This is a genomic window from Streptomyces sp. NPDC001914 (assembly GCF_042891215.1).
In the GTDB taxonomy this organism is placed as follows: domain Bacteria; phylum Actinomycetota; class Actinomycetes; order Streptomycetales; family Streptomycetaceae; genus Streptomyces.
Map to the genome: position 1 here is coordinate 142,822 of NZ_JBIASW010000010.1, position 25,599 is coordinate 168,420.

Annotated in this window: 24 protein-coding genes; 14 read left to right on the top strand and 10 right to left on the bottom strand. The window is 71.8% G+C overall.

The annotated features are described in order from the left end of the window. The first annotated feature begins 99 nt into the window (after positions 1–99). Together ACFYYF_RS27165 and ACFYYF_RS27170 are read left to right on the top strand one after the other, a co-directional pair. A complete protein-coding gene (locus ACFYYF_RS27165; RefSeq protein WP_388780129.1) occupies positions 100–1,689 on the top strand; it encodes a hypothetical protein in 1,590 nt (529 codons plus the stop codon). After that, entirely contained in the window at positions 1,686–3,623 is a 1,938-nt protein-coding gene (locus ACFYYF_RS27170) for a glycogen debranching N-terminal domain-containing protein (RefSeq protein WP_388780131.1), read from the top strand. Before ACFYYF_RS27165 ends, ACFYYF_RS27170 begins: the two co-directional genes overlap by 4 nt. A gap of 136 nt (positions 3,624–3,759) precedes the next feature. Here ACFYYF_RS27170 and dusB read toward each other — a convergent pair whose 3' ends face one another. Further along, positions 3,760–4,926 (bottom strand): tRNA dihydrouridine synthase DusB, encoded by a 1,167-nt coding sequence (dusB, locus tag ACFYYF_RS27175; RefSeq protein WP_388780133.1) that lies wholly within the window; start codon positions 4,924–4,926, stop codon positions 3,760–3,762. Between the two features lie 96 nt (positions 4,927–5,022). Here dusB and ACFYYF_RS27180 point away from each other — a divergent pair, with 96 nt between their 5' ends. Next, a complete protein-coding gene (locus tag ACFYYF_RS27180; RefSeq protein ID WP_388780135.1) occupies positions 5,023–6,486 on the top strand; it encodes an MFS transporter in 1,464 nt (487 codons plus the stop codon). Positions 6,487–6,595: 109 nt separating this feature from the next. Here ACFYYF_RS27180 and ACFYYF_RS27185 read toward each other — a convergent pair whose 3' ends face one another. Continuing rightward, positions 6,596–7,552 (bottom strand): helix-turn-helix transcriptional regulator, encoded by a 957-nt coding sequence (locus ACFYYF_RS27185; RefSeq protein ID WP_388780346.1) that lies wholly within the window; start codon positions 7,550–7,552, stop codon positions 6,596–6,598. Between the two features lie 551 nt (positions 7,553–8,103). Here ACFYYF_RS27185 and ACFYYF_RS27190 point away from each other — a divergent pair. From ACFYYF_RS27190 to ACFYYF_RS27205, 4 genes are all read left to right on the top strand, one after another. Continuing rightward, positions 8,104–9,534: an MFS transporter gene (locus ACFYYF_RS27190; RefSeq protein WP_388780137.1), complete on the top strand. Its 1,431-nt coding sequence runs from the start codon at positions 8,104–8,106 to the stop codon at positions 9,532–9,534. A gap of 998 nt (positions 9,535–10,532) precedes the next feature. Further along, positions 10,533–11,762 carry a M14 family zinc carboxypeptidase gene (locus ACFYYF_RS27195; RefSeq protein WP_388780348.1) on the top strand — a complete coding sequence of 410 codons (1,230 nt, stop codon included), beginning with the start codon at positions 10,533–10,535 and terminating at the stop codon, positions 11,760–11,762. Between the two features lie 115 nt (positions 11,763–11,877). Continuing rightward, a complete protein-coding gene (locus tag ACFYYF_RS27200; RefSeq protein ID WP_361690645.1) occupies positions 11,878–12,084 on the top strand; it encodes a hypothetical protein in 207 nt (68 codons plus the stop codon). Positions 12,085–12,213: 129 nt separating this feature from the next. After that, positions 12,214–13,266, top strand: coding sequence for a chitinase (locus ACFYYF_RS27205; protein WP_388780139.1), 1,053 nt, complete (start codon positions 12,214–12,216; stop codon positions 13,264–13,266). Between the two features lie 141 nt (positions 13,267–13,407). On the opposite strand, the gene ACFYYF_RS27210 is transcribed toward ACFYYF_RS27205, so the two are convergent. Beyond that, positions 13,408–14,790, bottom strand: coding sequence for a glycine--tRNA ligase (locus tag ACFYYF_RS27210; protein ID WP_361690639.1), 1,383 nt, complete (start codon positions 14,788–14,790; stop codon positions 13,408–13,410). Positions 14,791–14,987: 197 nt separating this feature from the next. Here ACFYYF_RS27210 and ACFYYF_RS27215 point away from each other — a divergent pair, with 197 nt between their 5' ends. Genes ACFYYF_RS27215 through ACFYYF_RS27230 form a run of 4 tightly spaced genes read left to right on the top strand, consistent with a single transcriptional unit; the run spans position 14,988 to position 18,124 of the window. Then, positions 14,988–15,950, top strand: a complete 963-nt coding sequence (locus ACFYYF_RS27215; protein ID WP_388780141.1) for a metal ABC transporter solute-binding protein, Zn/Mn family — start codon at positions 14,988–14,990, stop codon at positions 15,948–15,950. A gap of 17 nt (positions 15,951–15,967) precedes the next feature. Beyond that, on the top strand, positions 15,968–16,747 hold the full coding sequence (locus ACFYYF_RS27220) for a metal ABC transporter ATP-binding protein (RefSeq protein ID WP_388780143.1): 780 nt from the start codon (positions 15,968–15,970) through the stop codon (positions 16,745–16,747). Beyond that, positions 16,747–17,649 carry a metal ABC transporter permease gene (locus ACFYYF_RS27225; protein WP_361690630.1) on the top strand — a complete coding sequence of 301 codons (903 nt, stop codon included), beginning with the start codon at positions 16,747–16,749 and terminating at the stop codon, positions 17,647–17,649. The genes ACFYYF_RS27220 and ACFYYF_RS27225 overlap by 1 nt, the downstream gene beginning before the upstream one ends. Positions 17,650–17,707: 58 nt before the next feature. Beyond that, the gene (locus ACFYYF_RS27230) at positions 17,708–18,124 is read left to right on the top strand and encodes a transcriptional repressor (RefSeq protein ID WP_326787939.1); all 417 of its coding nucleotides are present in this window, start codon (positions 17,708–17,710) and stop codon (positions 18,122–18,124) included. 25 nt (positions 18,125–18,149) lie between these two features. Here ACFYYF_RS27230 and ACFYYF_RS27235 read toward each other — a convergent pair whose 3' ends face one another. The 5 genes from ACFYYF_RS27235 to ACFYYF_RS27255 all read right to left on the bottom strand — a co-directional run bounded on the left by ACFYYF_RS27235 (position 18,150) and on the right by ACFYYF_RS27255 (position 20,963). Continuing rightward, positions 18,150–18,719, bottom strand: coding sequence for a YcxB family protein (locus ACFYYF_RS27235; protein WP_388780146.1), 570 nt, complete (start codon positions 18,717–18,719; stop codon positions 18,150–18,152). 74 nt (positions 18,720–18,793) lie between these two features. Beyond that, positions 18,794–19,639 carry an isoprenyl transferase gene (locus ACFYYF_RS27240; protein WP_365483669.1) on the bottom strand — a complete coding sequence of 282 codons (846 nt, stop codon included), beginning with the start codon at positions 19,637–19,639 and terminating at the stop codon, positions 18,794–18,796. Between the two features lie 129 nt (positions 19,640–19,768). Next, the gene (recO, locus tag ACFYYF_RS27245; RefSeq protein ID WP_361690621.1) at positions 19,769–20,515 is read right to left on the bottom strand and encodes a DNA repair protein RecO; all 747 of its coding nucleotides are present in this window, start codon (positions 20,513–20,515) and stop codon (positions 19,769–19,771) included. Positions 20,516–20,583: 68 nt separating this feature from the next. Further along, positions 20,584–20,808: a hypothetical protein gene (locus ACFYYF_RS27250; protein ID WP_388780149.1), complete on the bottom strand. Its 225-nt coding sequence runs from the start codon at positions 20,806–20,808 to the stop codon at positions 20,584–20,586. Then, entirely contained in the window at positions 20,805–20,963 is a 159-nt protein-coding gene (locus ACFYYF_RS27255; protein WP_361690615.1) for a hypothetical protein, read from the bottom strand. Before ACFYYF_RS27255 ends, ACFYYF_RS27250 begins: the two co-directional genes overlap by 4 nt. Positions 20,964–21,217: 254 nt before the next feature. Between ACFYYF_RS27255 and ACFYYF_RS27260 the strand changes: the two genes are divergently transcribed. Both ACFYYF_RS27260 and ACFYYF_RS27265 read left to right on the top strand, forming a co-directional pair. Next, on the top strand, positions 21,218–22,051 hold the full coding sequence (locus ACFYYF_RS27260) for a helix-turn-helix domain-containing protein (RefSeq protein ID WP_388780151.1): 834 nt from the start codon (positions 21,218–21,220) through the stop codon (positions 22,049–22,051). Then, the gene (locus tag ACFYYF_RS27265) at positions 22,033–22,254 is read left to right on the top strand and encodes a DUF397 domain-containing protein (protein ID WP_388780153.1); all 222 of its coding nucleotides are present in this window, start codon (positions 22,033–22,035) and stop codon (positions 22,252–22,254) included. Before ACFYYF_RS27260 ends, ACFYYF_RS27265 begins: the two co-directional genes overlap by 19 nt. Positions 22,255–22,307: 53 nt before the next feature. Here the strand turns inward: ACFYYF_RS27265 and ACFYYF_RS27270 are convergent, their stop codons facing one another. Both ACFYYF_RS27270 and ACFYYF_RS27275 read right to left on the bottom strand, forming a co-directional pair. Beyond that, complete coding sequence (locus ACFYYF_RS27270) at positions 22,308–22,769, bottom strand: protein phosphatase (protein ID WP_388780350.1); 462 nt, start codon at positions 22,767–22,769, stop codon at positions 22,308–22,310. Positions 22,770–22,958: 189 nt separating this feature from the next. Continuing rightward, positions 22,959–23,699: a FadR/GntR family transcriptional regulator gene (locus tag ACFYYF_RS27275; protein ID WP_388780352.1), complete on the bottom strand. Its 741-nt coding sequence runs from the start codon at positions 23,697–23,699 to the stop codon at positions 22,959–22,961. A 271-nt stretch (positions 23,700–23,970) separates the two neighbouring features. Here ACFYYF_RS27275 and ACFYYF_RS27280 point away from each other — a divergent pair, with 271 nt between their 5' ends. Beyond that, positions 23,971–25,599 (top strand): ABC transporter substrate-binding protein, encoded by a 1,629-nt coding sequence (locus ACFYYF_RS27280; protein WP_388780155.1) that lies wholly within the window; start codon positions 23,971–23,973, stop codon positions 25,597–25,599.

Genomic DNA, 25,599 nt, shown 5'->3' on the forward strand with positions numbered 1-25,599 from the left:
CAACTCTGCATTACATATTGAGTTTTGCGTGTTAAATAGACGTAACCCTACGGCAGACACTGCCGAACCGGCCGGCCGGACGTCTTCGGGGAGACCTGAGTGGACAGCACAACCCAGCTCACCGCCCTGCACTGGGGCCCCGTCGCCCCCGTGCGTACCTCCGGCACTCCGGCGCACGCCTCCGGCCCGCCCTCCCCGCCCCGCGCGGACGGCGTCGTCCGGAGCGGACCACCCGTATACGATCCCGGCGGACCGTCGGGGTCGCTGCACCTCAGGGCCTCCCGGGTGCTGGAGGGCAACTGGACCGGAACGTCCACGGTGCCCTCGCGCGGCCTGTATCCGCACCAGTGGTCCTGGGACTCGGCGTTCATCGCGATCGGCTTGCGCCATCTGTCCCCGCTGCGGGCGCAGACGGAGCTGGAGACCCTGCTCGGCGCGCAGTGGGCCGACGGGCGTGTGCCGCACATCGTGTTCAACCCCTCCGTCCCGCTCGACGCGTACTTCCCGAGCCCCGACTTCTGGCGCTCCTCCTCCGCCGGGCGCGCCGCGGGCGCCCCGCGCACGCTACAGACGTCAGGCATCGTGCAGCCACCGGTGCACGCGCTCGCGGTGTGGCTGGTGCACCGGGCGGACCCGGGGCTGTCCAGGGCCCGTTCGTTCCTCTCCCGGATGTATCCCCGCCTGGCGGCCTGGCACCGCTATCTCCTGCACCGCCGGGACCTGGGCGGCGGGGGCCTGGCCAGCGTGGTCCATCCGTGGGAGCAGGGCATGGACAACAGCCCCTGCTGGGACGCCCCGCTCAGCCGTGTCACCCCGGCGCCGGCCCGCTCCTTCCGGCGCGCCGACCTCGACCACGGCGCTCCCGAGGATCGGCCGACGGATCTCGACTACGGGCGGTACGTACAGCTGGCGGCCGACTACCGGGACCGTGGATACGCCGACGGCGGCGGCGAGTTCGCCGTCGAGGACCCGCTGTTCAACGCCCTGCTGATCGCCTCGGAGCACGCGCTGGCCGAGATCGCGCGGGAACTGGGCGCGACGGGGACGGCCCGGCACGCGCGCGCGGAACGGCTGACGGCGGCGCTGGTGGAGCGGCTGTGGGACCCGGCGGAGGGCATGTTCTTCTGCCGCGACCAGCGGGCCGGCCGGGGCGGCGCGCTGATCCCCGAGCCCAGTGTCGCCGGGCTGCTGCCCCTCGTCCTGCCCGCGCTGCCGCGCGACATCGCCGCGACGCTCGTGCGGACCGCGTGCGGGCCGCGCTTCGGCCTCGGCGGGGCGGCACGGCTCGTGCCGAGCTACGACCTGACCGGCGAGGCGTTCGATCCGCACCGCTACTGGCGCGGCCCCGCCTGGTTCAACACCAACTGGCTGCTGGAGCGGGGGCTTCGGCTGCACGGGGAGCACGGAAGGGCGGACGCGCTGCGGACCGCCCTGCTGGACACCGCCGGGGAGTCCGGGTTCGCGGAGTACGTGGACCCGTTCACCGGCGAGGCCTGCGGAGCACTCGGTTTCAGCTGGACGGCGGCGTTGACGCTCGATCTGCTGCACGAGCCCTCCGGGGCGGCACCGGTCGTGTCCCCGCAGGGGCGCGACGCGTTGACCGACACGGCACCGGGTACCGGCGCCGGCGGTGCGGGACAGCGCGCATACGAGTTCGAGGCGGACGCCAAGGGAGGGGACCGGGGATGACGGACCGGCATCATCTGCTCGTGCACGGTGGAACGTTCGCCGCCGTGGGGGACGGCGGGGACATCAGCGGAGTGCGGGGCGGCAGCTCTCCCGACGGATTATTCGTACGGGACGCCCGGCACCTCAGCCGCTGGCAGCTCACGGTGGACGGCGCGGTGCCCGAGGCGCTCACCCCGGTCGCGGACGGGGACACGGCACGCTGTGTGCTGGTGCCGCGCGGCGGCCGCAACGAACCGCCCGCGTACACGCTCTTCCGCGAACAGGCCGTCGCCGAGGGCTCGTTCGTGGAGGCCCTGCGCGTCACCAGCAACCGTCCGACGGCCACCACGGTCCGCATCGCGGTCACCGCGGACGCCGACTTCACCGATCAGTTCGAGCTGCGCTCCGACCACCGCACGTACGCCAAGACCGGTGTCGTGCGCCAGCGGCAGGTCCTGGACGACGGGGTCGAGTTCAGCTACCGGCGCGGGGAGTGGCGGTCCCGTACGACGGTCACCTCCGAGCCCGCGCCCGACGGGGTGGAGGAGACGGGCACCGGCGCGCGGCGGCTCGTGTGGACCCTGGACCTCGAACCGCACGGTTCGGCGGAGCTGGCGCTGCGCGTCGCGGCGCGTCCGCACGGCGCCACGCACGAGCCGCGCGTTCCCGCCTCGCCGGCCGCGGCGGGCGAGCGACTCCTGGCCCTGGAGGGCGAGTTCGCGCAGGGGGTGCCGTTCCCGACCGGCTGGCCGGAGCTCGCCGCGGCCTGTGCGCGCGGCCTGTCCGACCTGGCCGTGCTCCAGGTGCCGGCGACGGGCCTGGACGGGGAGGAGCTGCGGGTGCCCGCGGCCGGGGTCCCCTGGTTCCTCACCCTGCTGGGCCGCGACGCCCTGCTCACCTCGCTCTTCGCGCTGCCCTACCGGCCGCAGCTCGCCGCCGCCACCCTGCCCGCGCTGGCCGCGACCCAGGCGGTCGAGGTGGGGCTGGGCGCGGTCGCCCAGCCCGGCAAGATCGTGCACGAGGTGCGGCACGGCGAGCTGGCGCACTTCGGGCAGGTGCCGTACGGGCGTTACTACGGTTCGGTGGACGCGACGCCGCTGTTCCTGGTGCTGCTCGGCGCCTACACCGAGCAGACCGGCGACGTGACGCTGGCCCGCCGTCTGGAGCCCAACGCCCGTGCGGCGATCGGCTGGATGCTGGACCACGGCGGGCTGACCTCCCGCGGCTATCTCGTCTACCGCGCGGACGGCGGCGGTCTGGCGAACCAGAACTGGAAGGACTCCCCCGGCGCCATCTGTTCGGCCGACGGCAGCCGCCCCACCGGGCCGGTGATGGCGGCGGGCGCGCAGGGATACGCGTACGACGCGCTGCGCCGTACCGCCCAGCTGGCCCGCACGGTCTGGGACGACGAGGTCTACGCGGCGCTGCTGGAACAGGCCGCCGCCGACCTGCGCGACCGCTTCCAGCGCGACTTCTGGATGAGCGAACACGCCTTCCCCGCGCTGGCGCTGGACGGTGACGGGCGGCATGTCGACGCGCTCGCCTCGGACGCGGGGCATCTGCTGTGGTCGGGCCTGCTGGACAAGGAGTACGGCGAACTGGTCGGCCGGCGGCTCCTCGAACCGGACTTCTTCTCCGGCTGGGGTGTGCGCACCCTCGCTGCGGGCCAGTCCGCGTACCACCCGCTGTCGTACCACCGCGGTTCCGTCTGGCCGCACGACAACGCCCTGATCACTCTGGGGCTGGCGCGGTACGGACTGCACGACGAGGCCCGTACGGTCGCGCACGGACTCGTGGACGCGGCCACGGCGGCGGGGCACCGCCTCCCCGAGGTCATCGCGGGCTACGGCCGTGACACCCACGCCCAGCCGGTGCCCTACCCGCACGCCTGTGTACGGGAGTCCCGCTCGGCGGCGGCACCACTGGCGCTGCTCGCCGCGGTGGGCGGGGCCTAGAGACCACTCCGGAACCGGGCGGCGTGGGGGCGGCGCCCGGGCCGTCCGGTGCGCGTGCGGACGTCGCGCGCGCCGGACGGCCGTCGGATCCATCGGTCGGCCGGTCGGCCGGTCAGCCGGTCAGCCGGTCAGCCGGTCAGCCGCCGGAGGTGTCCAGTTCGGCGTCCTCGGACACGCCCGCGCAGTCGTAGGGGTCCTTCAGCCAGCCGTCCGGCAGGACGACCCGGTTGTTGCCGGAGGTACGGCCGCGCGGTCCGTCGGCGCCCGACGGCCACGGCTGGTCCTGGTCCAGCTCGGCCAGCCCGTCGGAGAGCTCGGCGAGCGAGGAGGTGATCGCGAGACGCTTGCGCATCTCCGAGCCGACCGAGAAGCCCTTGAGGTACCAGGCGACGTGCTTGCGGAAGTCGATGACACCGCGCGCCTCGTCGCCGATCCACTCGCCGAGGAGGGTGGCGTGGCGGACCATGACCGCGGCGACCTCGCGCAGCGTCGGCTTCGCGTAGGCGTCGGCGCGGCCCTCGAAGGCGGCGACCAGGTCGCCGAAGAGCCACGGCCGGCCGAGGCAGCCGCGTCCGACGACGACCCCGTCGCAGCCGGTCTCGCGCACCATCCGCAGCGCGTCGTCCGCCGACCAGATGTCGCCGTTGCCGAGGACGGGGATCTCCGGCACGTGCTCCTTCAGCCGGGCGATGGCGTCCCAGTCGGCGGTGCCGCCGTAGTGCTGGGCGGCGGTACGGCCGTGCAGCGCGATGGCCGTCACACCCTCCTCGACCGCGATGCGTCCCGCGTCCAGGAAGGTGATGTGGTCGTCGTCGATGCCCTTGCGCATCTTCATGGTGACGGGCAGGTTCCCGGCGCCGCTGACGGCCTCGCGCAGGATCGCGCGCAGCAGGTTGCGCTTGTACGGGAGGGCGGAGCCGCCGCCCTTGCGGGTGACCTTGGGGACCGGGCAGCCGAAGTTGAGGTCGATGTGGTCGGCCAGGTCCTCTTCCGCGATCATGCGGACGGCCTTGCCGACGGTGGCGGGGTCGACTCCGTACAACTGGATCGAGCGCGGCGTCTCGGTCTCGTCGAAGTGGATGAGCTGCATGGTCTTCTCGTTGCGCTCGACCAGCGCCCGCGTGGTGATCATCTCACTGACGAACAGGCCCTTGCCGCCGCTGAACTCGCGGCACAGCGTGCGGAACGGCGCGTTCGTGATCCCGGCCATGGGGGCGAGGACGACGGGCGGCCGGGCCGTGTGGGGGCCGATCGAGAGCGAGGTGTTCAGCGGGGAGTCCACCGTGGACGTGGGCGTGGGCATTCCCCCATTGTGGCGTACCGCGCCGGATGCTCGCGCGAAAGATCATGTAGTGGTCATTAGTTAGACACACTATTGAAAGCGACGTACGCTGACGACATGCCTGAGCTCAGCCACCGCCGCCGGATGCTGGTGCTCGCGATCTGCTGCATGAGTCTGCTGATCGTGAGCCTCGACGTCACGATCCTGAACGTCGCCCTGCCCTCGATGCAGCAGGAGCTGCACGCGAGCGTCGCGGGCATGCAGTGGACCATCGACGCGTACACCCTGGTGCTGGCCTCGCTGCTGATGCTGGCCGGCTCCACGGCCGACCGCATCGGCCGGCGCAAGGTGTTCATGACGGGCCTGGTCCTGTTCACCATCGGCTCGGTGCTGTGCTCCCTCGCCCCGAACCTCGACACCCTCATCGTCTTCCGGATGGTCCAGGCCGTCGGCGGCTCGATGCTGAACCCGGTGGCGATGTCGATCATCACCAACACCTTCACGGACCCGCGCGAACGGGCCCGCGCGATCGGCGTCTGGGGTGCCGTCGTCGGCATCTCCATGGCCGCGGGACCGCTGGTGGGCGGACTGCTCGTCGACACCGTGGGCTGGCGCTCCATCTTCTGGATCAACCTTCCCGTCGGCCTCGCCGCGCTCCTGCTGACGCTGCGCTTCGTGCCCGAGTCCCGCGCCCCGAAGGCCCGCCGCCCGGACCCGGTCGGCCAGCTCCTCGTCATCGCGCTGCTCGGCTCCCTGACGTACGCGATCATCGAGGCGCCCACCGCCGGGCTCGTCCAGACCCTGTCCTTCGGCGCGATCGCGCTCGCCGCGCTGCTCGGCCTCCTGCGGTACGAGCCGCGGCGCGACGAACCCCTCATCGATCTGCGCTTCTTCCGCTCGGTGCCGTTCAGCGGGGCCACCGTCATCGCGGTGAGCGCGTTCGCCGCCCTCAGCGGCTTCCTGTTCCTGTCGACGCTGTACCTGCAGAACGTGCGCGGCCTGAACGCCCTGCACGCGGGCCTGTGGATGCTGCCCATGGCGTTCCTGTGCTTCGTCTGCGCTCCCGTCTCGGGGCGACTGGTCGGCAACCGCGGGCCCCGGCCCTCGCTGCTGATCGCCGGTGCCGCGATGACCGTCAGCGGCGTGCTGTTCGCGGGGTTCGAGGCGGAGACGTCGAACGTCACGCTCGTGATCGGTTACGTGTTCTTCGGTATCGGCTTCGGCTTCGTGAACGCGCCCATCACCAACACCGCCGTCTCCGGCATGCCCCGCTCGCAGGCGGGCGTCGCCGCCGCCGTCGCCTCGACCAGCCGGCAGATCGGCGGGACCCTCGGCGTCGCCGTCATCGGCGCGGCCCTCGCCTCCGGCATCCAGGCCTCCGCCTACCGGGACACCTTCGTCGCGGCCTCGCTCCCCGGCTGGTGGATCATCACCGGCTGCGGTGTCGCCGTCCTCGTCCTCGGCTGGCTCAGCAGCGGGCGCCGGGCCCGCGCGTCGGCCGATCGCACGGCCCGTCTGCTGGAGTCCCCGGAGATCCGGGAGGCGACGGGGGTACGGGCCCAGGACGCGTCCGCCGCCTGACGGGGGCGGGTCCCCAGGTCCGGGTCCGGGTGTCGCCCCGGGCCGGACGGGCCGGGACCGGTCTCGGGACGGGCGAGTCGGCCCGGGGCCGTCGTGGGGCAGGGCCGGGTCAGGCCACCCCCGCCACCCCCGCCGCCTCCGCCACCCCCGCCGCCTCCGCGCGTGACCACGCTGCGACTCCGTCCCGGCCCTGGCTCCGGCCGTCCGTCTCCGTCCCGGCCTCCGCCCCCTGCGCCCCTTCGGCCTCCAAGGCGATGGCGTGCAGCCTCTCCAGCCGTTCGCGGCTCTCCTCGTCCTGGGGCGGGTAGGTCACCATCCGGGCGCCCAGGTCGGGGGCGAGCCACAGGTCGGTGTGATCGACGGTGACCAGGCCGACATACGGGTTCACGAACTGTTTGGTCTTGCCGCGGGTGGCGGCCACCTCGTACCGGTCCCAGTTCTCGCGGAACGCGGCCGACTCGGCGCGCAGCCGCTTCAGCAGGGTCTTCCAGGCGGGCTCCCCCAGGTGCCCGGCCATCGACGCGCGCAGCTTGGCGGCCATCAACCGCGTGGTCTCGTCGAGCAGGACGATCGACGCGCGCCACTCCGCGTTGGTGTAGGCGAGCAGCACGCAGTTGCGGTCGGCCGGCGGGACCGTGTCGAGGTCGCGCATCATCAGCCGCGCGTAGGTGCGGTTGTACGCGAGGATGTCGTACCGGCTGTTCTGGATGCAGGCCGGGACCGGCTCCAGTTCCGTCAGGATCCGGCGCAGCGCCGGGGTGATCACCGCGCACTGCGCGGCGGGCGTGGGGTCGACCGCTCCGGCGAGCTGGAAGAGGTGGGCCCGCTCGCTGGTGTCCAGGAGCAGGGTGCGGGCCAGCGCGTCGAGGACCTGTTCGGAGACCTGGATGTCGCGGGCCTGTTCGAGCCAGGTGTACCAGGTGACCCCGACGGCGGAGAGCTGGGCGACCTCCTCGCGGCGCAGGCCCGGCGTGCGCCGCCGACGGCCGCGGGGAAGCTGGACCTGCTCGGGCGTGATGCGTTCGCGGCGGCTGCGCAGGAAGGTGGCCAGCTCGTGCCGCCGGATCTCACCGGTACGGGGCTCCGCCGGTTCCTGGCCGGGGGGCGTGGGGGCGGGTCGTGCCGGTTCCGGGCCGGGGGGCGTGGCCGCGGGCCGTGCCGGTTCCTGGCCAGGGGCCGTGGCCGCAGGTCGTGCCGATTCCGGGCCGGGGGCCGTGGCCGCGGGTCGTACCGGTTCCTGGCCAGGGGCCGTGGCCGCGGGTCGTACCGGTTCCGGGTCGGAGGCGGTCTCCTTCGGGGCCGGACGGGAGCCCGTGGGTCGCACCTTGACCTGGCCGGTGTCCGCCGGTCGCGGCGCGTCCCCGCCGGAGCCCGCCGGTCGCGGCTCGTTCCGGTCCGAGTTCGCCGGTCGCGGCTCGCTCGGGCCGGAGCCCTCCGGCCGTTGCTCGTTCCGGACGGGGGACGCCGGTTGTGGCGGGGACGGGGTGGGGTGTGTCTCCCGGGTCATCGTCGTCATGCCTCCAGCCTGTCGCGTGGCTCAGCCTGTTGCCAGGTAGTGCTTGTACCAGGATAAGGAGACTCTGGTACCCGGCTGAGTACGGGAGAAGTCTGGGGGACGTGACCGAAACCGGAACCCTCACGACCACCGTCCGCGCCCCCGCCGCGCCACCCGACCTCGGCGGCCTCGGACTCTTCACGGTGCTGCTCGGCGCGGCACTGCCCCTGATCGACTTCTTCATCGTCAACGTGGCCCTCCCGACCATCGGGCAGGACCTGCACGCGAGCGAGGCCGTCCTCGAACTCGTCGTCGCCGGATACGGGGTCGCGTACGCCGTCCTGCTCGTCCTCGGCGGACGTCTCGGCGACCTGTTCGGGCGGCGCCGGCTCTTCCTGGGCGGCATGGCGGCCTTCGGCCTGACCTCGCTCGCCTGCGGACTCGCACCCACCGCGTGGACCCTGGTGGCGGCGCGGGTCGCCCAGGGCGCGGCCTCCGCGGCGATGCTGCCGCAGGTCCTCGCCACCATCCAGTCGGCGACCTCCGGGCCCCGCCGCGCCAAGGCGATGGGCCTGTACGGGGCCACGGCCGGGCTGTCCATGGTCGCCGGGCAGATCCTCGGCGGACTGCTGGTCGCGGCCGACATCGCGGGCACCGGCTGGCGGTCGGTGTTCCTCGTGAACGTGCCCGTCGTCGTGCTCGGGCTGGTCCTGGCCCGCCGGGCCGTCCCCGAGACCCGTTCGCAGCGCCCGGAGCCCATCGACGCCCCCGGCACGATCCTGCTCGCGGTCGCGCTGCTGGCTCTGCTCGCCCCGCTCACGGAGGGCCGGGCCTCCGGCTGGCCGCTGTGGACCTGGGTGTCCCTCGCCCTGTTCCCGCTCGCGGCCGCCGCCTTCTACCTCGTCGAACGCCGTGCGGACCGGCGGGGCCGCACCCCGCTGGTCCCGCCGAGCCTGTTCGAGCTGACCTCGCTGCGCCGCGGCCTGATCATGATCGTGCCGTTCTCCATCGGCTTCAGCGGCTTCATGTTCGTGATCGCGGTGGCGCTGCAGCGCGGCGAGGGGCTCGGTCCCGTCCCGGCCGGGCTGGCCCTCGCGCCCATGGCCGTCGTCTTCTTCGCCACCTCGCTGTGCGGGCCCCGGCTGATCGCCCGCCACGGGACGCGGGTCGTGACGGCGGGCGGGCTGATCCAGGCGGTGGGCCTGGGGCTCATCACCCTGGCCGCCTGGCGCTCGTGGCCGGACCTCGGGGTGGTGGAACTGCTGCCCGGAGCGGCGGTCGCCGGCGCGGGCCAGGCGCTCCAGCTTCCCGTCCTGATCCGGATCATCCTCTCCGAGGTGCCGCCGGCGCGGGCCGGCGTGGGCAGCGGCGTGATGGCCACCACCCAGCAGGCGGCGCTCGCCGTCGGAGTGGCCACCCTGGGCACCCTGTTCCTGTCCCTCGCCTCGTCCCACGGCATGCGGGACGCCCTGGTGACGACCCTCCTGGTCCAGCTGGCCGGCGTGGCCCTGACCACGGCCCTGAGCCTGCGCCTGCCCCGCAAGATCCACTGAGACAGCGGGCCCCGGGGCCTCAACCGGCAAACGTCGATGCCCGACCCCGCCCCCCGGACGACCTCGCCCCGCGCCGGACCGAGCGGGCCCGAGCCGATGACCACCGGCCGAACGCCCCGAGCCTCGCCAGCCGGCGGACGCCGGGCGCCGCCGGTCCGAGCCGGGCCGATCCTCACCCGGCCGGCGGGCGCCAGCAGTCCCGGATGGCCCCGCCCCATGGCACACCAGACCGGACCGAGCCGCCGGTCACCGGCCGACCCCGCCGGGCTCGGCGGCGCCGGTGGTGATCGGCCCACCACTCCGAGCCTCACCGGGCCGGCGCACGCCAGGCCCCGGCCGGTCCCGCCGGTCCGCGCCGGATCGGCGGTGCCCGTGTCACCGGTCCGCCCCCGGTCATCCCACCCGGCTGGGCCCAGTCCGGCGCGGTGCGGCGGGCTCGGCGGCGCCGGAGGTCACCCGTCCAGTGCCGCCGGGCCGATCCATCGGGCCGGGCCGGGCCTGGTCGATGGCCGACCGGCCTGCCCCCCGGCAGGGGCCGGGCCGCCGTCGGGACCGGCCGCGGTGGGGCCCGGTCGCTGTCGGGACCGGTCGCGGCGGGGACCGGTCGCGGGGCCCGGGCAGTCGGTGTTCGGTGTTCGTATAGCGGGTGCCCGGTGCACGGGGGTGCCTGCCCCGCGGGGTACCCCTCGAACCGCGGGGTATCCCCCCGCTCGGCCACCGGCATATGCACTGGCCATGAGGCTGTCGCGTTCCTCTCAGGGGCTGTTGACACGCGTGGTGCGTCATGTCGTACTGAGTCGCACCGAAGTCGAACGGAGCGTGCCCGGCGATGTCCGGCGTGTTGCGTCCGGCCGACCCGCGATCCACGATCCACTCCGAGGAGACTCCGTGGCCGAGATCAAGATCCGCGTGCTGGACGGGAGAAAGACCCGGGACGACAGCAATTCCGGACACTGAGCTATCCCACGCCCGCCGACGTCACCCGCACCGCCGAGGCCCTGACCGCCCGGTATCCGGACCTGTGCCGGCTGAGCACGATCGGCCACTCCCGGCACGGCGCCCCGCTGCGGATGCTGAGCGTCGGAAAGGGGCCACGGCACGCCCTCGTGGTCGCGGGCGCACACCCCAACGAGTACGTCGGCGGGGGCACCCTCCTGGCGCTGGCCCACCGGGCACTGGGCGGCGAACGGCCCGGCACCGTATGGCACTTGGTGCTGTGCCTCGACCCTGACGGAGCGCGCCTGAACGAAGGCGGGCACCGGGCGGACACCCTCTTCGGCCACTACCGGTCCTTCTTCCGCCCCACCGCCGACGAACAGCCCGAATGGGCACCGGCGTTGCCCCGCCCCCGGTTCCTGCCGGAGAGCCGCGCCCTGCTCGACGTCATCCGCAGGCTGCGGCCCTACATCCAGATCTCCCTGCACGGCACGGACATCGGCGGCACCTTCGCCCAGCTCACCCGGGACGTCCCCGGCCTCGACCGGACGCTCGCCGCCTCCGCGGAACGGCTCGGCATCCCGGTCGAAAGAGCCCCGCTGGACGCCCTGCACTGGCCGACGAGCGCGCCCGGCGTCTTCGTCCTGCCGCCGCCCGGCGCACCCGAACGCCCCACCGCCTTCCCGGAGAACGCCCACCGCTCCACCTGGCTCGCCCCGCACGCCCACGGCGGCGTCACCGCGGTGCTCGAGGTACCGGTCTGGGCCGCGGCCGGGTTCGCCGACCTCGCACCCCATCCCGCCCCGGAACAACGGCTGCGGCACTGGGCGGACCGGCTGCGGGACTACGCCCACACCGTCCGCGTCCACTACGAACGGGCCCGCCCGCACCTCCCGGCCCCGGGCCCCGACCCCGCATTCAGCATGCGCCGGGCCGTGGCCGAAACCCTAGGTGTCTGCGGCCCGTTGGCCGACAGCTGGGACCCCGCGCACCCGTCGTTCACGCCGCTCCCCGGTCTCACCCGCGCCCGCACGGCCAGCATCGAGGGCTTCGCCCGGCGCACCCCGCTCCGGGCCGCCGCCATGCTGCTGCGTCTCCTCGAGGAGTACGCGCCCGCCCCGGGGACCGCGGCCCAGCGCACCGAGCTGGAAGCCCTCGTCGCGCGCTGGTGCGCCGCCTACTCGGCGAGTTTCACGGCGACCTGGGTGCCGGTGGACCGCCAGATAGAACACCAGGTCAACGTCACCACGGCCGCCGTCGAGGCCGCCGAGGGACACCTCGCCCCGTCGTGAGCGCGACCGCGCCCGTGCCGTACTCGGCGAACTCGGCCCCGAAGAACCCCCGTTGATCTTCACCATGCTGCACACTCCTTGCTGCGCAGACGAAGCGGGAGAACCAGGAGGTGTCATGCTTCAGATCAACGCGAGCAAAGTGAGCCGCTGGGACCAGCACGGCCGCGAACACACCGTCCACGTGCAGCGGGCGGGCGTCCAGCGCACCCTGCGGTGCGAGACGTGCGGCTGGCGCAAGAACACCCAGTTCCTCCCCTGGCTGAAGGCGGAGGAACACCTGGCCGCGGAACACCAGGCGACGGTCGACCCCAAGGAGGCCTGAACCGTCCGGACCGCGGCACCGAAGGCACCCTCTCCGGCCACTTTGGTCCAGACCTATTGACGAAAGGTCTGGACCGCGCGACTGTCATGCCTACGACACCTCACCGCACCCCCCACCGGGAGGCCTCGCATGATGCGCCGGAGACTGCGTCTGCTCGCCGTGGCACTGGCCGCGGCCGTCCTCGTCCCGCTGTCGGTCGCGGGCGCCCCCGGCGCCTCCGCCGCCGACACCTGCGCGGTGAAGTCCCGTCCCGCCGGAAAGGTCCTCCAGGGGTACTGGGAGAACTGGGACGGCGCGGCCAACGGCGTGCACCCGCCGTTCGGGTGGACGCCGATCACCGACTCCCGCATCGCCGCGCACGGCTACAACGTGGTGAACGCGGCGTTCCCCGTCATCCGCTCGGACGGCACGGCGCTGTGGGAGAACGGGATGGACACGGGCGTGAAGGTGGCCACGCCCGCCGAGATGTGCGCGGCCAAGGCGGCGGGGCAGACGATCCTGCTGTCCATCGGCGGAGCGGCCGCCGGCATCGACCTGAGTTCGTCCGCCGTGGCCGACCGTTTCATCGCGACGATCGTGCCGATCCTGCAGAAGTACAACTTCGACGGCATCGACATCGACATCGAGACCGGGCTCGTCGGCAGCGGCAGCATCGGTCAGCTCTCGGCCTCGCAGGCCAATCTGATCCGGATCATCGACGGGGTGCTGTCCCGGATGCCGTCGAACTTCGGGCTCACGATGGCGCCGGAGACCGCCTACGTCACGGGCGGCAGCGTCGCGTACGGCTCGATCTGGGGCGCGTACCTGCCCGTCGTGAAGAAGTATGCGGACAACGGGCGGCTGTGGTGGCTGAACATGCAGTATTACAACGGCAGCATGTACGGCTGCTCCGGTGACTCCTACTCCGCGGGCACCGTGCAGGGCTTCACCGCCCAGACCGACTGCCTCAACAAGGGGCTTGTAGTGCAGGGCACCACCATCAAGGTCCCCTACGACAAACAGGTCCCGGGACTGCCGGCCCAGTCCGGCGCGGGCGGCGGCTACATGGCGCCGAGCCTCGTCTCCCAGGCCTGGCGCCACTACGGCACCTCCCTCAAGGGCCTGATGACGTGGTCGGTCAACTGGGACGGCTCGAAGAACTGGACCTTCGGCGACAACGTGAAGGCCCTCCAGGGCCGCTGAGCACGAAGGCCCTCACGGGCCGCCGAGCAAGCCCGGACGCGCGACGCCCGGACGAAGGACGCCCGGACACCCCATGGTCCGGGACAACGCGGAGCCCCCGCCTCCCTGACCGGGAAACGGGGGCTTCGTGCAGTGCCCGGGTCAGCAGCCCACGAGACGGGCGGCCAGGTAGCCCTCGATCTGGTCGAGCGAGACACGCTCCTGCTTCATCGAGTCGCGCTCGCGCACCGTGACGGCGTTGTCGTCGAGGGTGTCGAAGTCGACGGTGACGCAGAACGGCGTGCCGATCTCGTCCTGACGGCGGTAACGGCGGCCGATGGCGCCGGCGTCGTCGAACTCGATGTTCCAGTGCTGGCGCAGCGCCGCGGCGAGACCCTTGGCCTTCGGGGACAGGTCCGCGTTGCGGGACAGCGGCAGGACCGCGGCCTTCACCGGGGCGAGACGGTGGTCGAGGCGCAGCACGGTGCGCTTCTCCATCTTGCCCTTGGCGTTCGGGGCCTCGTCCTCGACGTAGGCGTCGAGGAGGAAGGCGAGCATGGCGCGGCCGACACCGGCGGCGGGCTCGATGACGTAGGGGGTCCAGCGCTCCTGGGCCTCCTGGTCGTAGAACGCGAGGTCCTGGCCGGAGGCCTTGGAGTGCGCGTTGAGGTCGTAGTCGGTGCGGTTGGCGACGCCCTCCAGCTCACCCCACTCGTTGCCGCCGAACTGGAAGCGGTACTCGATGTCGGCGGTGCGCTTGGAGTAGTGGGAGAGCTTCTCCTGCGGGTGCTCGTACCACCGCATGTTCTCCTCGCGCAGGCCGAGACCGGTGTACCAGTTCCAGCGCTGCTCCATCCAGTACTCCTGCCACTTCTCGTCCTCGCCCGGCTTGACGAAGAACTCCATCTCCATCTGCTCGAACTCGCGGGTGCGGAAGATGAAGTTGCCGGGCGTGATCTCGTTGCGGAAGGACTTGCCCATCTGGGCGATACCGAACGGCGGCTTCTTGCGCGAGGCGGTCTGCACCTGGGCGAAGTTGGTGAAGATGCCCTGGGCGGTCTCGGGACGCAGGTAGGCGACGGAGCCGCTGTCCTGGGTCGGGCCGAGGTGGGTGGAGAGCAGGCCCGAGAACTGCTTGGGCTCGGTGAAGGTGCCCTTGTTGCCGCAGTTGGGGCAGTTGAGGTCGGCGAGGCCGTTCTCCGGGAGGCGGCCGTGCTTGGCCTCGTAGTGCTCCTCCAGGTGGTCGGCGCGGAAGCGCTTGTGGCACGAGGTGCACTCGGTCAGCGGGTCCGTGAAGGTGGCGACGTGACCGGAGGCGACCCACACCTCGGGGGCCAGGATCACGGACGAGTCCAGACCGACCACGTCCTCGCGCGACGTGACCATGTAACGCCACCACTGGCGCTTCAGGTTCTCCTTGAGTTCGACGCCCAGCGGACCGTAGTCCCAAGCGGCACGCTGTCCTCCGTAGATCTCACTACAGGGGAAAACGAAGCCACGGCGCTTGCTCAGGCTGACGATGGAATCGATCTTGTCGGCGGCCACGGTGCTCTCTTCATTACGAACGGACGGCAGCGAATGCTTCAGGTTACCGGCGTCGGCCACCCCCGCATCAAATCGGTTCCCGCGCGAGGCCGCTTCCTGCCGATTGGATCCACTTGATACCCGTTGCCGGAGCGCCCGCGGGAGCCGGCACGAGGGCTTGTTGACAATCGTTTCCAGATTTGTTGAAAATGACTGTCATGAACGTACGACGACGCCTCATATCGGGGTCCGCCGCCGTGGCGGCCACCGCCCTCGGCCTCGGCACCCTCACGGCCTGCTCGGGATCCGCGGCGGCCGACGCCAAGAACGACGGCCGGCTCCACGTGGTCGCGTCGTTCTACCCGCTCCAGTACCTCGCCGAGGAGATCGGCGGGTCGCACGTCAGCGTCACGAACCTGACCCGGCCCGGCCAGGAACCGCACGACCTGGAGATCAGCGCCCGCGAGACCGCGCGGCTCCAGGAGGCCGACGCGGTGTTCTACCTCAAGAACCTCCAGCCGGCCGTCGACGACGCGGTCGCCCAGTCCGGGGTGAGGACCAAGGTCGACGCCGCCTCGCTGACGACGCTGGAGAAGCACGGCAACGAGGTCGGCGGCCACGCCGCGGCGCACGACCACAGCGAGGGCGAGGACGCCGGCGCCGCCGACCCGCACGTCTGGCTCGATCCCGTGCGCTTCGGCCAGGTGGCCGAGGGCGTGTCGGCCGCGCTGAAGAAGGCCGACCCGAAGCACGCCGCGGACTACGACAAGAACATGGCGGCGCTGCGGAAGAAGTTCGGCGCGCTGGACAAGGACTTCCGCGACGGGCTCGCGAACACGAAGACGAAGACGTTCATCACCACCCACGCCGCGTTCGGCTACCTCGCCGAGCGCTACGGGCTCACCGAGGAGGCCGTCAACGGCCTCGACCCGGAGTCGGAGCCCAGCGCGAACCGGGTGAAGGCCCTGGAGAACCTGGCGAAGGCCGACGGCGTCACGACGGTGTTCTACGAGACGCTCGTCAGCAACCGGACCGCCGGCACCATCGCCCGGGACGTGGGGCTGCGGACGGACGTCCTCGACCCCCTCGAAGGCATCACCGACAAGTCCAGGGGCGACGACTACATGCAGGTCATGCGGTCGAACCTGAAGGCCCTCCAGACAGCTCTCGGAACGAAGTGATCACTGTGGAGGACGTCGTGAGCGAGTCCGAGTCCGAGTCCGTCGTGTCCCTGCGCGGTGTCCGGGCGGAGCTGGGTTCGCGCCCGGTCCTGCGCGGCATGGACCTGACCGTGCGCCGCGGGGAGGTCGTCGCGCTGCTCGGCGCGAACGGCTCCGGCAAGTCGACCGCCGTGCGCAGCGTCATCGGCCAGGTGACCGTCAGCGCGGGCGAGATCGAGATCTTCGGCGTTCCGCGCCGCCGCTTCCGCGACTGGCACCGGGTGGGCTACGTCCCGCAGCGGACCACGGCCGCGGGCGGTGTGCCGGCGACGGTCACCGAGATCGTCGCCTCGGGCCGGCTGTCCCGCGCCCGTCTCGGCATCCTGCGCAAGGCCGATCACGCGGCCGTACGACGGGCCCTGGAGCTCGTCGGGATGGCGGACCGCGCCAAGGACTCGGTGAACGCCCTGTCGGGCGGGCAGCACCAGCGGGTGCTCATCGCCCGCGCGCTGGCCTCCGAACCCGAACTGCTGATCATGGACGAGCCGATGGCGGGCGTGGACCTCGCCAGCCAGGAGGTGCTGGCGGCCACCCTGCGCGACCAGGTCGCCCAGGGCACGTCCGTGCTGCTCGTCCTGCACGAGCTGGGCCCCCTGGAGCCGCTGATCGACCGCGCGGTCGTCCTCAGGGACGGCTGCGTCCTGCACGACGGCCCGCCGCCGAGAGCGGTCGGCCAGCACGCCCTGCCCGGCCACGACCACGTACACCCGCACGCGGCTCACGACGCCGAACCGATCCGGACGGGACTCCTGAGCTGATGGACATCCTCGACTACGCCTTCATGCAGCGGGCGCTGCTCGCCGCCGTCCTGGTGGGCGTCATCGCGCCCGCCGTCGGCATCTACCTCGTCCAGCGCCGCCAGGCCCTGATGGGCGACGGCATCGGCCATGTGGCGATGACGGGCGTCGGCCTCGGCTTCCTGCTCAACACGTCACCGGTGTGGATGGCCACGGCCGTGTCCGTGCTGGGCGCCGTGCTCATGGAGCTGATCCGCTGGTACGGCAGGACCCGTGGTGACATCGCGCTGGCCATGCTCTTCTACGGGGGCATGGCGGGCGGCGTGATGTTCATCAACCTCTCGCCGGGCGGCTCGAACGCCAACCTGACCTCGTACCTCTTCGGCTCGCTGTCGACGGTGAGCGCGTCCGACGTGACGGCGATCTGCCTGCTGGGCGCCTTCGTCCTGGCGGTCACCCTGGGGCTGCGCCGGCAGTTGTTCGCGGTCAGCCAGGACGAGGAGTTCGCGCGGGTGACCGGTCTGCCGGTGCGGGCCCTGAACCTGCTGACGGCCGTGACGGCGGCGGTCACGGTCACCGTCGCCATGCGCGTGGTCGGCCTGCTGCTGGTGAGCGCGCTGATGGTGGTGCCGGTGGCGGCGGCCCAGCAGCTCACCCGGAGCTTCGCGGCGACGTTCGCCGTCGCGGTGGCGATCGGGGTGAGCGTGACGATCGGCGGCACGGTGACGTCGTTCTATCAGGACGTTCCGCCCGGCTCGACGATCGTGCTGCTGACGATCGGCGCCTTCATCGCGCTGACGGCGCTGGCGGCACCGCTGGCCCGGCGCAGGGCCCGGGCCCTGGCCGCGGCACAGGCCGCCGGAGATCCCGCGGAGTGCGCGATTCCGGCCACGCGCGGACCGGAGAGCGCCGTCGGCGTCTGACCGGTCACCGCCCGGGCTGGCACAATGGCCGGGCAAGCGCAGACGCGAGGAGGCAACGGTGACAACCGCTGGATCGCCCGTCCGGGGCCGTTCCACCCGGCAGCGTGCCGCCGTGGCGGCGGCGCTCGACGAGGTGACCGAGTTCCGCAGCGCGCAGGAGCTCCACGACATGCTCAAGCACAAGGGCGACTCGGTCGGGCTCACCACCGTCTACCGCACGCTCCAGTCCCTCGCCGACGCCGGCGAGGTGGACGTCCTGCGCACGTCGGAGGGCGAGTCCGTCTACCGGCGCTGCTCCACCGGCGAGCACCACCACCATCTCGTCTGCCGTGTCTGCGGCAAGGCCGTGGAGGTGGAGGGTCCCGCCGTGGAGAAGTGGGCCGAGGCCATCGCCGCGGAGCACGGCTACGTGAACGTGGCGCACACGGTGGAGATCTTCGGTACCTGCGCGGAGTGCGCGGCGGCGAAGGGCTGAGCCCTCGCTCGCGGGGCGCGGACGCTCAGGCGCGGGTCAGGTTGCGGTCGAGGATCGCTCGCAGCCGGTCGACGTCCTCGGGGGTGCGCACGGCCCGCTTGGGCAGCACGGTGAAACCGACGGCGTTCTTGTCGGAGCTGATCATGACGAAGGCGTCCTGCGTCTCCCGGTAGCGGGGCTGGGCGACCCAGTTGAGCACCGTGGTGGAGTTGTCCGTGGCCACCGTCACCCCGGCGTCCGTGACGGCCACGCGGAAGGTGCCCTGACGCTCCGCGAGGCGATGGAACTGGCGGGCCTGCAGCCACGGCGAGAGCGCGAGGAGCGACCCGAAGACGACGAGCCAGATCACGGGAAGCGTGGACGCGTCCTGTCCGGCCAGCTTCAGCGCGACCTCCACCGCGACCACGACGGCAGCGCCCCCCAGCACCCAGAACTGTCTTCTGCCCGCCTTGCTGACGCCTCTGCGCGCTCTCAGCGCCGACGACAGATCCCCGACGGTCGGCCGGTACTCCAGCTCGACGAGGTCCGCTCCCGGCCCCTGCGGCTGTTCCCCGGACAACTCCTGCTGCTGCGCAGCGCCCTGGTCCTCGACCACGGCCCCTCCCCAGTTCGGTGGTGATGAGCCGTGATCGTAGCGCCGGATTCGAACAACCCTGCGGGCGGCGGGGGTTAAGAGCCGTCGCCCCGCATCGCCTGCTCCATCGCGAGCAGTTGCTCGTTCGGGACGGCGCCGCCGAAGCGGCGGTCGCGCTGGGCGAACTCGACGCAGGCCCGCCACAGGTCACGCCGGTCGAAGTCGGGCCACAGCACGTCCTGGAAGACCATCTCGGCGTAGGCGCTCTGCCAGAGCAGGTAGTTGGAGGTGCGCTGCTCGCCGCTCGGGCGCAGGAAGAGGTCCACGTCCGGCATGTCCGGGTAGTACATGTACTTCTGGAGCGTCTTCTCGGTGACCTTGGAGGGGTCGAGACGGCCGGCCTTCACGTCCTCGGCCAGCGCCTGCGCCGCGTCGGCGATCTCGGCGCGGCCGCCGTAGTTCATGCAGAAGTACAGCGTGAGCGCGTCGTTGTCCTTGGTCTGCTCCTGGGCGATCTGGAGCTCCTTGGCGACCGACTTCCACAGCTTGGGCATCCGGCCCACCCAGCGCACCCGGATACCGAGCTCGTCCAGGGTGTCGCGGGTCTTGCGGATGAAGTCCCGGTTGAAGTTCATCAGGAAGCGCACCTCGTCGGGCGAGCGCTTCCAGTTCTCGGTGGAGAAGGCGTACAGGGAGATGCTGCCGACACCGACCTCGACCGCGCCCTGGAGCACGTCGAGGACGCGCTCGGCGCCGACCTTGTGCCCCTCGGTGCGCGGCAGCCCGCGCTCCTTGGCCCAGCGGCCGTTCCCGTCCATGACGATCGCGACATGGTTCGGGACGAGCTCACCGGGGAGCTTGGGCGCGCGGGCACCGGAGGGGTGCGGTTCCGGTGCCTTGTACTCGCGGCGCCGGCCACCCAGGATCCCGCGTACGACCATGTGCTTCTCGTCTCCCTCTTGCTCGCGTGCGCCGGGCGCCCGTCTCGTTCTGCCTGATGTTCTGTGCCGCCCGCGCGCGTCCGTACCGCGCCCGTGCGTTTTTGCCGCCCCGGACCGCCCGGGTGGCGCCTACTTCTCCACGTACCGCAAGGAGCGCAGGCCGCGCTCCAGATGCCAGTGCAGATAGGCCGACACCAGCCCGCTGCCCTCCCGGACGTGCCGCGGCTCGCACGCGTCCGCGGTCTCCCAGTCTCCCGTGAGCAGCGCGCCGAGGAGTTCGAGGGCCTGAGGCGAGGGTACGACGCTGCCGGGCACCCGGCAGTCGGCGCATACGGTTCCTCCCGCCGCGACCGAGAAGAAGCGGTTCGGTCCCGGCATGCCGCATTTGGCACAGTCGCTGAAGCTGGGCGCGTAGCCGTTGACCGCGAGGGAGCGCAGCAGGAAGGCGTCGAGGACGAGGTGCGGTTCGTGCTCGCCCCGGGCGAGGGTGCGCAGCCCGCCGACCAGCAGCAGATACTGCTGCACCGCGGGCTCGCCCTCGTGGTCGGTGAACCGCTCGGCCGTCTCCAGCATCGCGGTGCCCGCGGTGTAGCGCGGGTAGTCGGTGACGATCCCGCCACCGTACGGAGCGATGGTCTCGCTCTGTGTGCACAGGGGCAGTCCGCGGCCGATCAGTTCACTGCCCCGCGCGAAGAACTGCACGTCCACGTGGGAGAAGGGTTCGAGGCGCGCCCCGAACTTCGACTTGGTCCGCCGGACGCCGCGCGCCACCGCCCGCACTCGGCCGTGACCGCGCGTGAGCAGCGTGATGATCCGGTCCGCCTCACCCAGCTTCTGGGTGCGCAGCACGATGCCGTCGTCGCGGAACAGACTCATGAGGCCCATTCTCGCCTACGGCACACGCCACCCGGCCCGGTCGGGCCGCATTGCCTCTGGGACCCTCGTCACGACACCTCGCCGCGGCTGCGGGCGTTCACGTACGCGGTCGCCGCGCTGATCCGCTCCGTCGGTGTCGCCTCCCGGACGGCCTCCGGCAGGCAGTCCCACTCCCTGCCGCCGCCGAGCGGCCTGAGCTGTACGTACGGCCCCTCGTACCCCATGACCACGCCGACCCTGCCCGTGCGGGTGTCGACGGCGCAGCAGCCGGTCGGCGGCGGCGCCGCCTTCATCGCAGGGCCGCCGCGAGCCGGGCCGCGACCTCGACGGAGCAGCCGCCGAGGAGGATCAGCGGACAGGGGGTGTCGCGCGCCAGGCTCGCCGGGTCGATCCGCAGGGACGGCAAGGTGATGCCGGCCCGCGCGAGCGCCGTCCGTAAGTCCTGCACAGTCTCCTCCGCCTCTTCGACGCAGTGCGCCGAGTCCCGCCGCCCGTCGGGTGGCGCGTGTACGTGGGTCTGTCCGTGCGTTCCTTCGTGCTTTCGTCCGTGCGTCGGCGCGTGTGCTCGTGCGTGTTCTTCCTTCAACCGGCCCGCCGCCCCTCGTCGATTTCACGCTTCGCGTCTTCATCGTGACGCTCCGCATCTAGAATCGGCAGGGTTCCCTCCGCTACAAGCGCGGTGCAGTGCAAGGGGGTTGGCCCATGGCCAACGGTTCGCGGCAGGCCGCCTGGGAGTTTTTCGGTTCAGAACTGAAACGACGCAGGGAGGACGCAGGTTTCACACAAGTGGAACTGGGAGGTCGGGTTTTCGTCTCCGGCGGCTATATCGGCCAGTTCGAACAGGCCGTCCGCAAGCCGCAGTTGGACGTGGCCCGGCGCATCGACGCTCTGCTGGGCGGCGACGGCTTCTTCGAGCGGATGTGGCACAAGCTCATCGACGACCAGCGCTACGCGGGGTATTTCGCGGCGGTCGTCGAACTGGAGCGGACGGCAACGAAGATCGCGGAGTTCGCGCCCGCGCTGGTGCCGGGTCTTCTGCAGACGGCGGGGTATGCGCGGGCCGTCATGGTGGCGGGCAACCCGTTCGCCACCGATGAGTACGTCGAGGAGAAGGTGAGCGCCCGCCGCGAGAGGGCGCGCATCCTGGACGGCACGAGGGCGCCCGTCTACTGGGTGATCCTTCATGAGCAGGTGCTGCGGGTCCCGGTCGGCGGGCCGGCGTCGATGGCCGAACAACTGGACCACGTCGTGGGCCTCGTCCGAGGGCGGCGGGTCCTCGTGCAGGTGCTGCCGTACTCGGTCGGGGCGTACCCGCTCATAGGGCGGATGGTCCAGCTCATGGAGTTCGCCGACGCCCCGCCGACCGCCTATACAGAGGCCGTGTATTCGGGCAACCTCCTGGACGAACCGGCCCTGGTTCGGCGGGTGCAGGACGCATACGATCTGCTCAGGGCCGTCGCGCTGCCGCCGGACGCGTCCTTGTCTCTGATCGAATCGGCGTCGGAGGATCACAGACGATGCGCGAGTACGACCTGAGCCTCACTCAGTGGCGCAAAAGTACGTACAGCGACGACAACGGCGGCAGCTGCCTCGAAGTCGCCGACGGAGTCCCCCTGCTCGTGCCCGTCCGGGACAGCAAGCTGCCGGACGGACCCGTCCTGCTGATCGGCGCGGACGCCTGGACCGCCTTCCTCGGCGGGCACTTCACGTCCGGGGCGGGGAGTCCCGGCGGCGCGTGACACCCACGACGCGCTGAACCACGGCCACGGCGCGGGCCCGCGGATCCCGGGGGTCAGCCGGGGGTACCGAAGCGGCGTACGTACGCGCGCTGCCACGGTGTCTCCGCCGCGTGCCGGTCGTAGTGCCGGCGTACGTAGGCCACCGCTTCCCGGGGCGGCACGCCGTCGAGGACGGCGACACAGGCAAGGGCCGTGCCGGTGCGGCCCCGGCCGCCGTAGCAGGCGATCTCGACGCGTTCGTCCGCGGCGCGCCGCCAGGCCTCCGTGAGCACGGCGCGGGCCTGAGCCCGGTCGGCGGGCAGCCGGAAGTCCGGCCAGCGCAGCCAGTGGGCCTCCCAGGGGACCGGGGGCGGCTGTCCACCGAGCAGGTACACGGCGTACGCCGGCACGGGGCTCCCCCCGGCCGGAAGCGGCCTGCGCAGCGCCCGGCCCCGGATCAGCCGGCCGGAGGGCAGCGCCAGCACCCCCGGGCCGTCCGCGTCCCAGGTGCCGCCGGAGGCGGCGAGGGCGCTCACGCCGGTCGGCGCGTCGGGTTCGTGTTCGGGTTCGGTCTCGGCCACGGGACCAGCGTAGGCGGGTGCGCGGGCCCGGCTCCCGGGATCGGGGCCGGAAACGGGACCGCCGCCGCCTAGAACGTGGAGCGGGGCGGGCCGGTGCGCGGGCCCGGGGAACCCCCGCCGACACGGGCCGGGCGGGGTTCCCGGTCAGCTCACGCCGTGCGAGCCCTGGGCGGCCCGGGCCTCGATGCCCCGGAAGTGGTCCGCCATCGCGCGCCGGGCGCCCTCGACGTCCCGCAGCCGCAGGGCGGCGAGGATGTCGCGGTGGCGGCGGGCCGTGACCTCCGGGGTGACGTCCTCGGTCCAGCCGCGCACCACGGCGACCCGCCGGAAGACGGTCCAGAACGCGCCGAGCAGTTGGGGAACGAGCGGGTTGCCCAGCGAGGCGTACAGCAACTCGTGGAACTCGCTGTCGAGTTCGGGGAAGGAGCGGCCGTCGTCGCCCGCCGTCTCCATCTCCGTGACGACGGATTCGAGCCGGTCGAGCTCCTCCTCGGTCAGCACCTGGACCACGCGGCTTATCAGCCCTTCCTCCAGCACCTCGCGGACCTGGAGGATCTCGGCCAGCGCCGCGGTCGGATCGTCCGGACGGGCGAGTGTGCGGAAGGTCAGTCCGTCGACGAACGGCGTCATGGACGCCTCACCCACATAGGTGCCGTAGCCGTGCCGGATCTCGACTACGTCGAGCGCCTGGAGGGCCTTGAGCGCCTCGCGGACCGAGTTGCGGCTCACGCCGAGATCGTTCATCAGCTCGGTCTCGGTGGGCAGCGGCGCACCGGCCGGAAGCCCCTGGTCGAGGATCAGCTGCATGACCTCGCGCTGGATCTGGCTGCTCACCCGGCGCTCGGGCCGGCGCCGGTTCCCGGTCTCCTCAGGCATGCGCCGCATCGTACGCTCGCTGGACATCGGACGTCCCACCTCCGGGCTGATCAAACGCCAAGTCTCGGCCAACTGCCCCTGTTTCATACCGCCATTGGTCGCGCCTGTGGAAGATACGCCATTCGCGTCCGGGCCCTTGACCCCCTCCGCGCCCTTTCCTATGGTCGCGCTGCCGCCCATGACGTAGGACGTCGTATCTCCTGCACCCGGGGCCGGACGCACCGACCGCTCCACTCCCTCACCGGACCGTTCAACTGGACCACTCCTTGCTGGAGGAACCGTGCGCGACGTGAACCCCGCTCCGGCGCCGCACCGCCGGTCGTTCCTGAAGTACACCGGGGCCCTGGGCGCGGCCGCCGCCCTCTCCTCGACGCTCGGCGCCTGCTCGTCCGGGCCGGAGTCGACGAACGACACCGGCGGTTCGGGCGGCGGACGGAACGCCACGCTGACGGCCGTGATCGGCTACGGGAACGACGGAAGCTGGGACCCGACGCAGACCGCGTCCGCCTTCTGCATGGCCGCCAACAACCACATCTACGAGGGGCTGCTCGACACCGACCCGATCTCCCGCGAGCCCTACGCCGCGCTCGCCACCCAGGTGCCCGCCGACCTCACCGGCACGTCCTGGAAGTTCACGCTGCGCGCCGGTGCCACGTTCCACGACGGGAAGCCGGTGACCGCCGACGACGTGGTGTTCGTCTTCGACCGGATCCTCGACCCGAAGACCCAGACCCTGGCCAAGGGCTTCTTCGCCCCCTGGCTGAAGGAAGTACGCAAGATCGACGCGCAGAACGTCGAGCTGGTCCTCAAGTTCCCCTTCCCCGAGGGGATCTCCCGGCTCACCCTGGCGAAGATCATGCCCCAGCACGTCTTCTCGCGGCCGGGCGCCTGGGACGACGCGATCAAGGGCAAGGCGGTCGGCTCGGGCCCCTACCGGCAGACCGCGCACCATCCGAAGTCCAACACGACGTTCGAGGCCTTCGCCGCCTACAACGGGCCGCGCAGGGCCACCTTCCGGAAGATGAACTGGCTGACCATAGTGGACGCCGCGCCCCGCGTCGCGAAGATCTCCGGGGCGAGCGCCGGGGCCCAGATCGCCGACAACATCCCGTACGCCAACATCACACAGCTGCGCAGGGGCGGCATGACCGTCCAGGGCGGCGCCGGCATGAACAACCTGTTCCTGATGTTCAACACCAGGCACAAGCCGTTCGACGACGTCCGCGTCCGTCAGGCGCTGCACTACGCCATCGACACCGGCAAGATGGTCGAGGTCGCGCTCAGGGGGCACGGGAAGCCGTCGAGTTCCTTCCTCAACGAGGCCAACCCCTCCTACCGGCCCGCGAAGACGGTCTACTCCTACGACCCTCAGAAGGCGAAGAAGCTCCTGAAGGAGGCCGGGGTCGAGGGGCTGAAGATCGAGATCATGTCGGTGAACGTGAGCTGGATCGTCGACTGCCTGCCGACCATCAAGGCGTCCTGGGACGCGATCGGCGTGGAGACGACCCTTGCCCCGCAGGAGACCACGGCCGTGTTCACCAAGATGGACCAGAAGCAGGACTACCAGGTCGTGGCCGCCGCCTCGAACCCCAACCAGTTCGGCCTCGACGCCGACCTGATCATGCACTACAACTACGGCCCCCAGAACCTCTGGATGGGCTACGCCCGCTGGGCCGGCGACCCGGTCGCGAAGCAGCTCTTCAAGGACATGGACCGGGCGACGCGGGAACCGGACGCCGACAAGAAGAAGACGATGATCCAGGACTACATCGACGTCGTCGCCGAACAGGCGGTGCTCTACCCGGTCGTGCACAACGAGCTGATGACGGCGTGGAATCCGCGCCGGCTCGCCGGGATAAGGCCCCAGCCCTATCCGGGCATCAACCTGCTGCAAGCCAAGTGGGTCTAG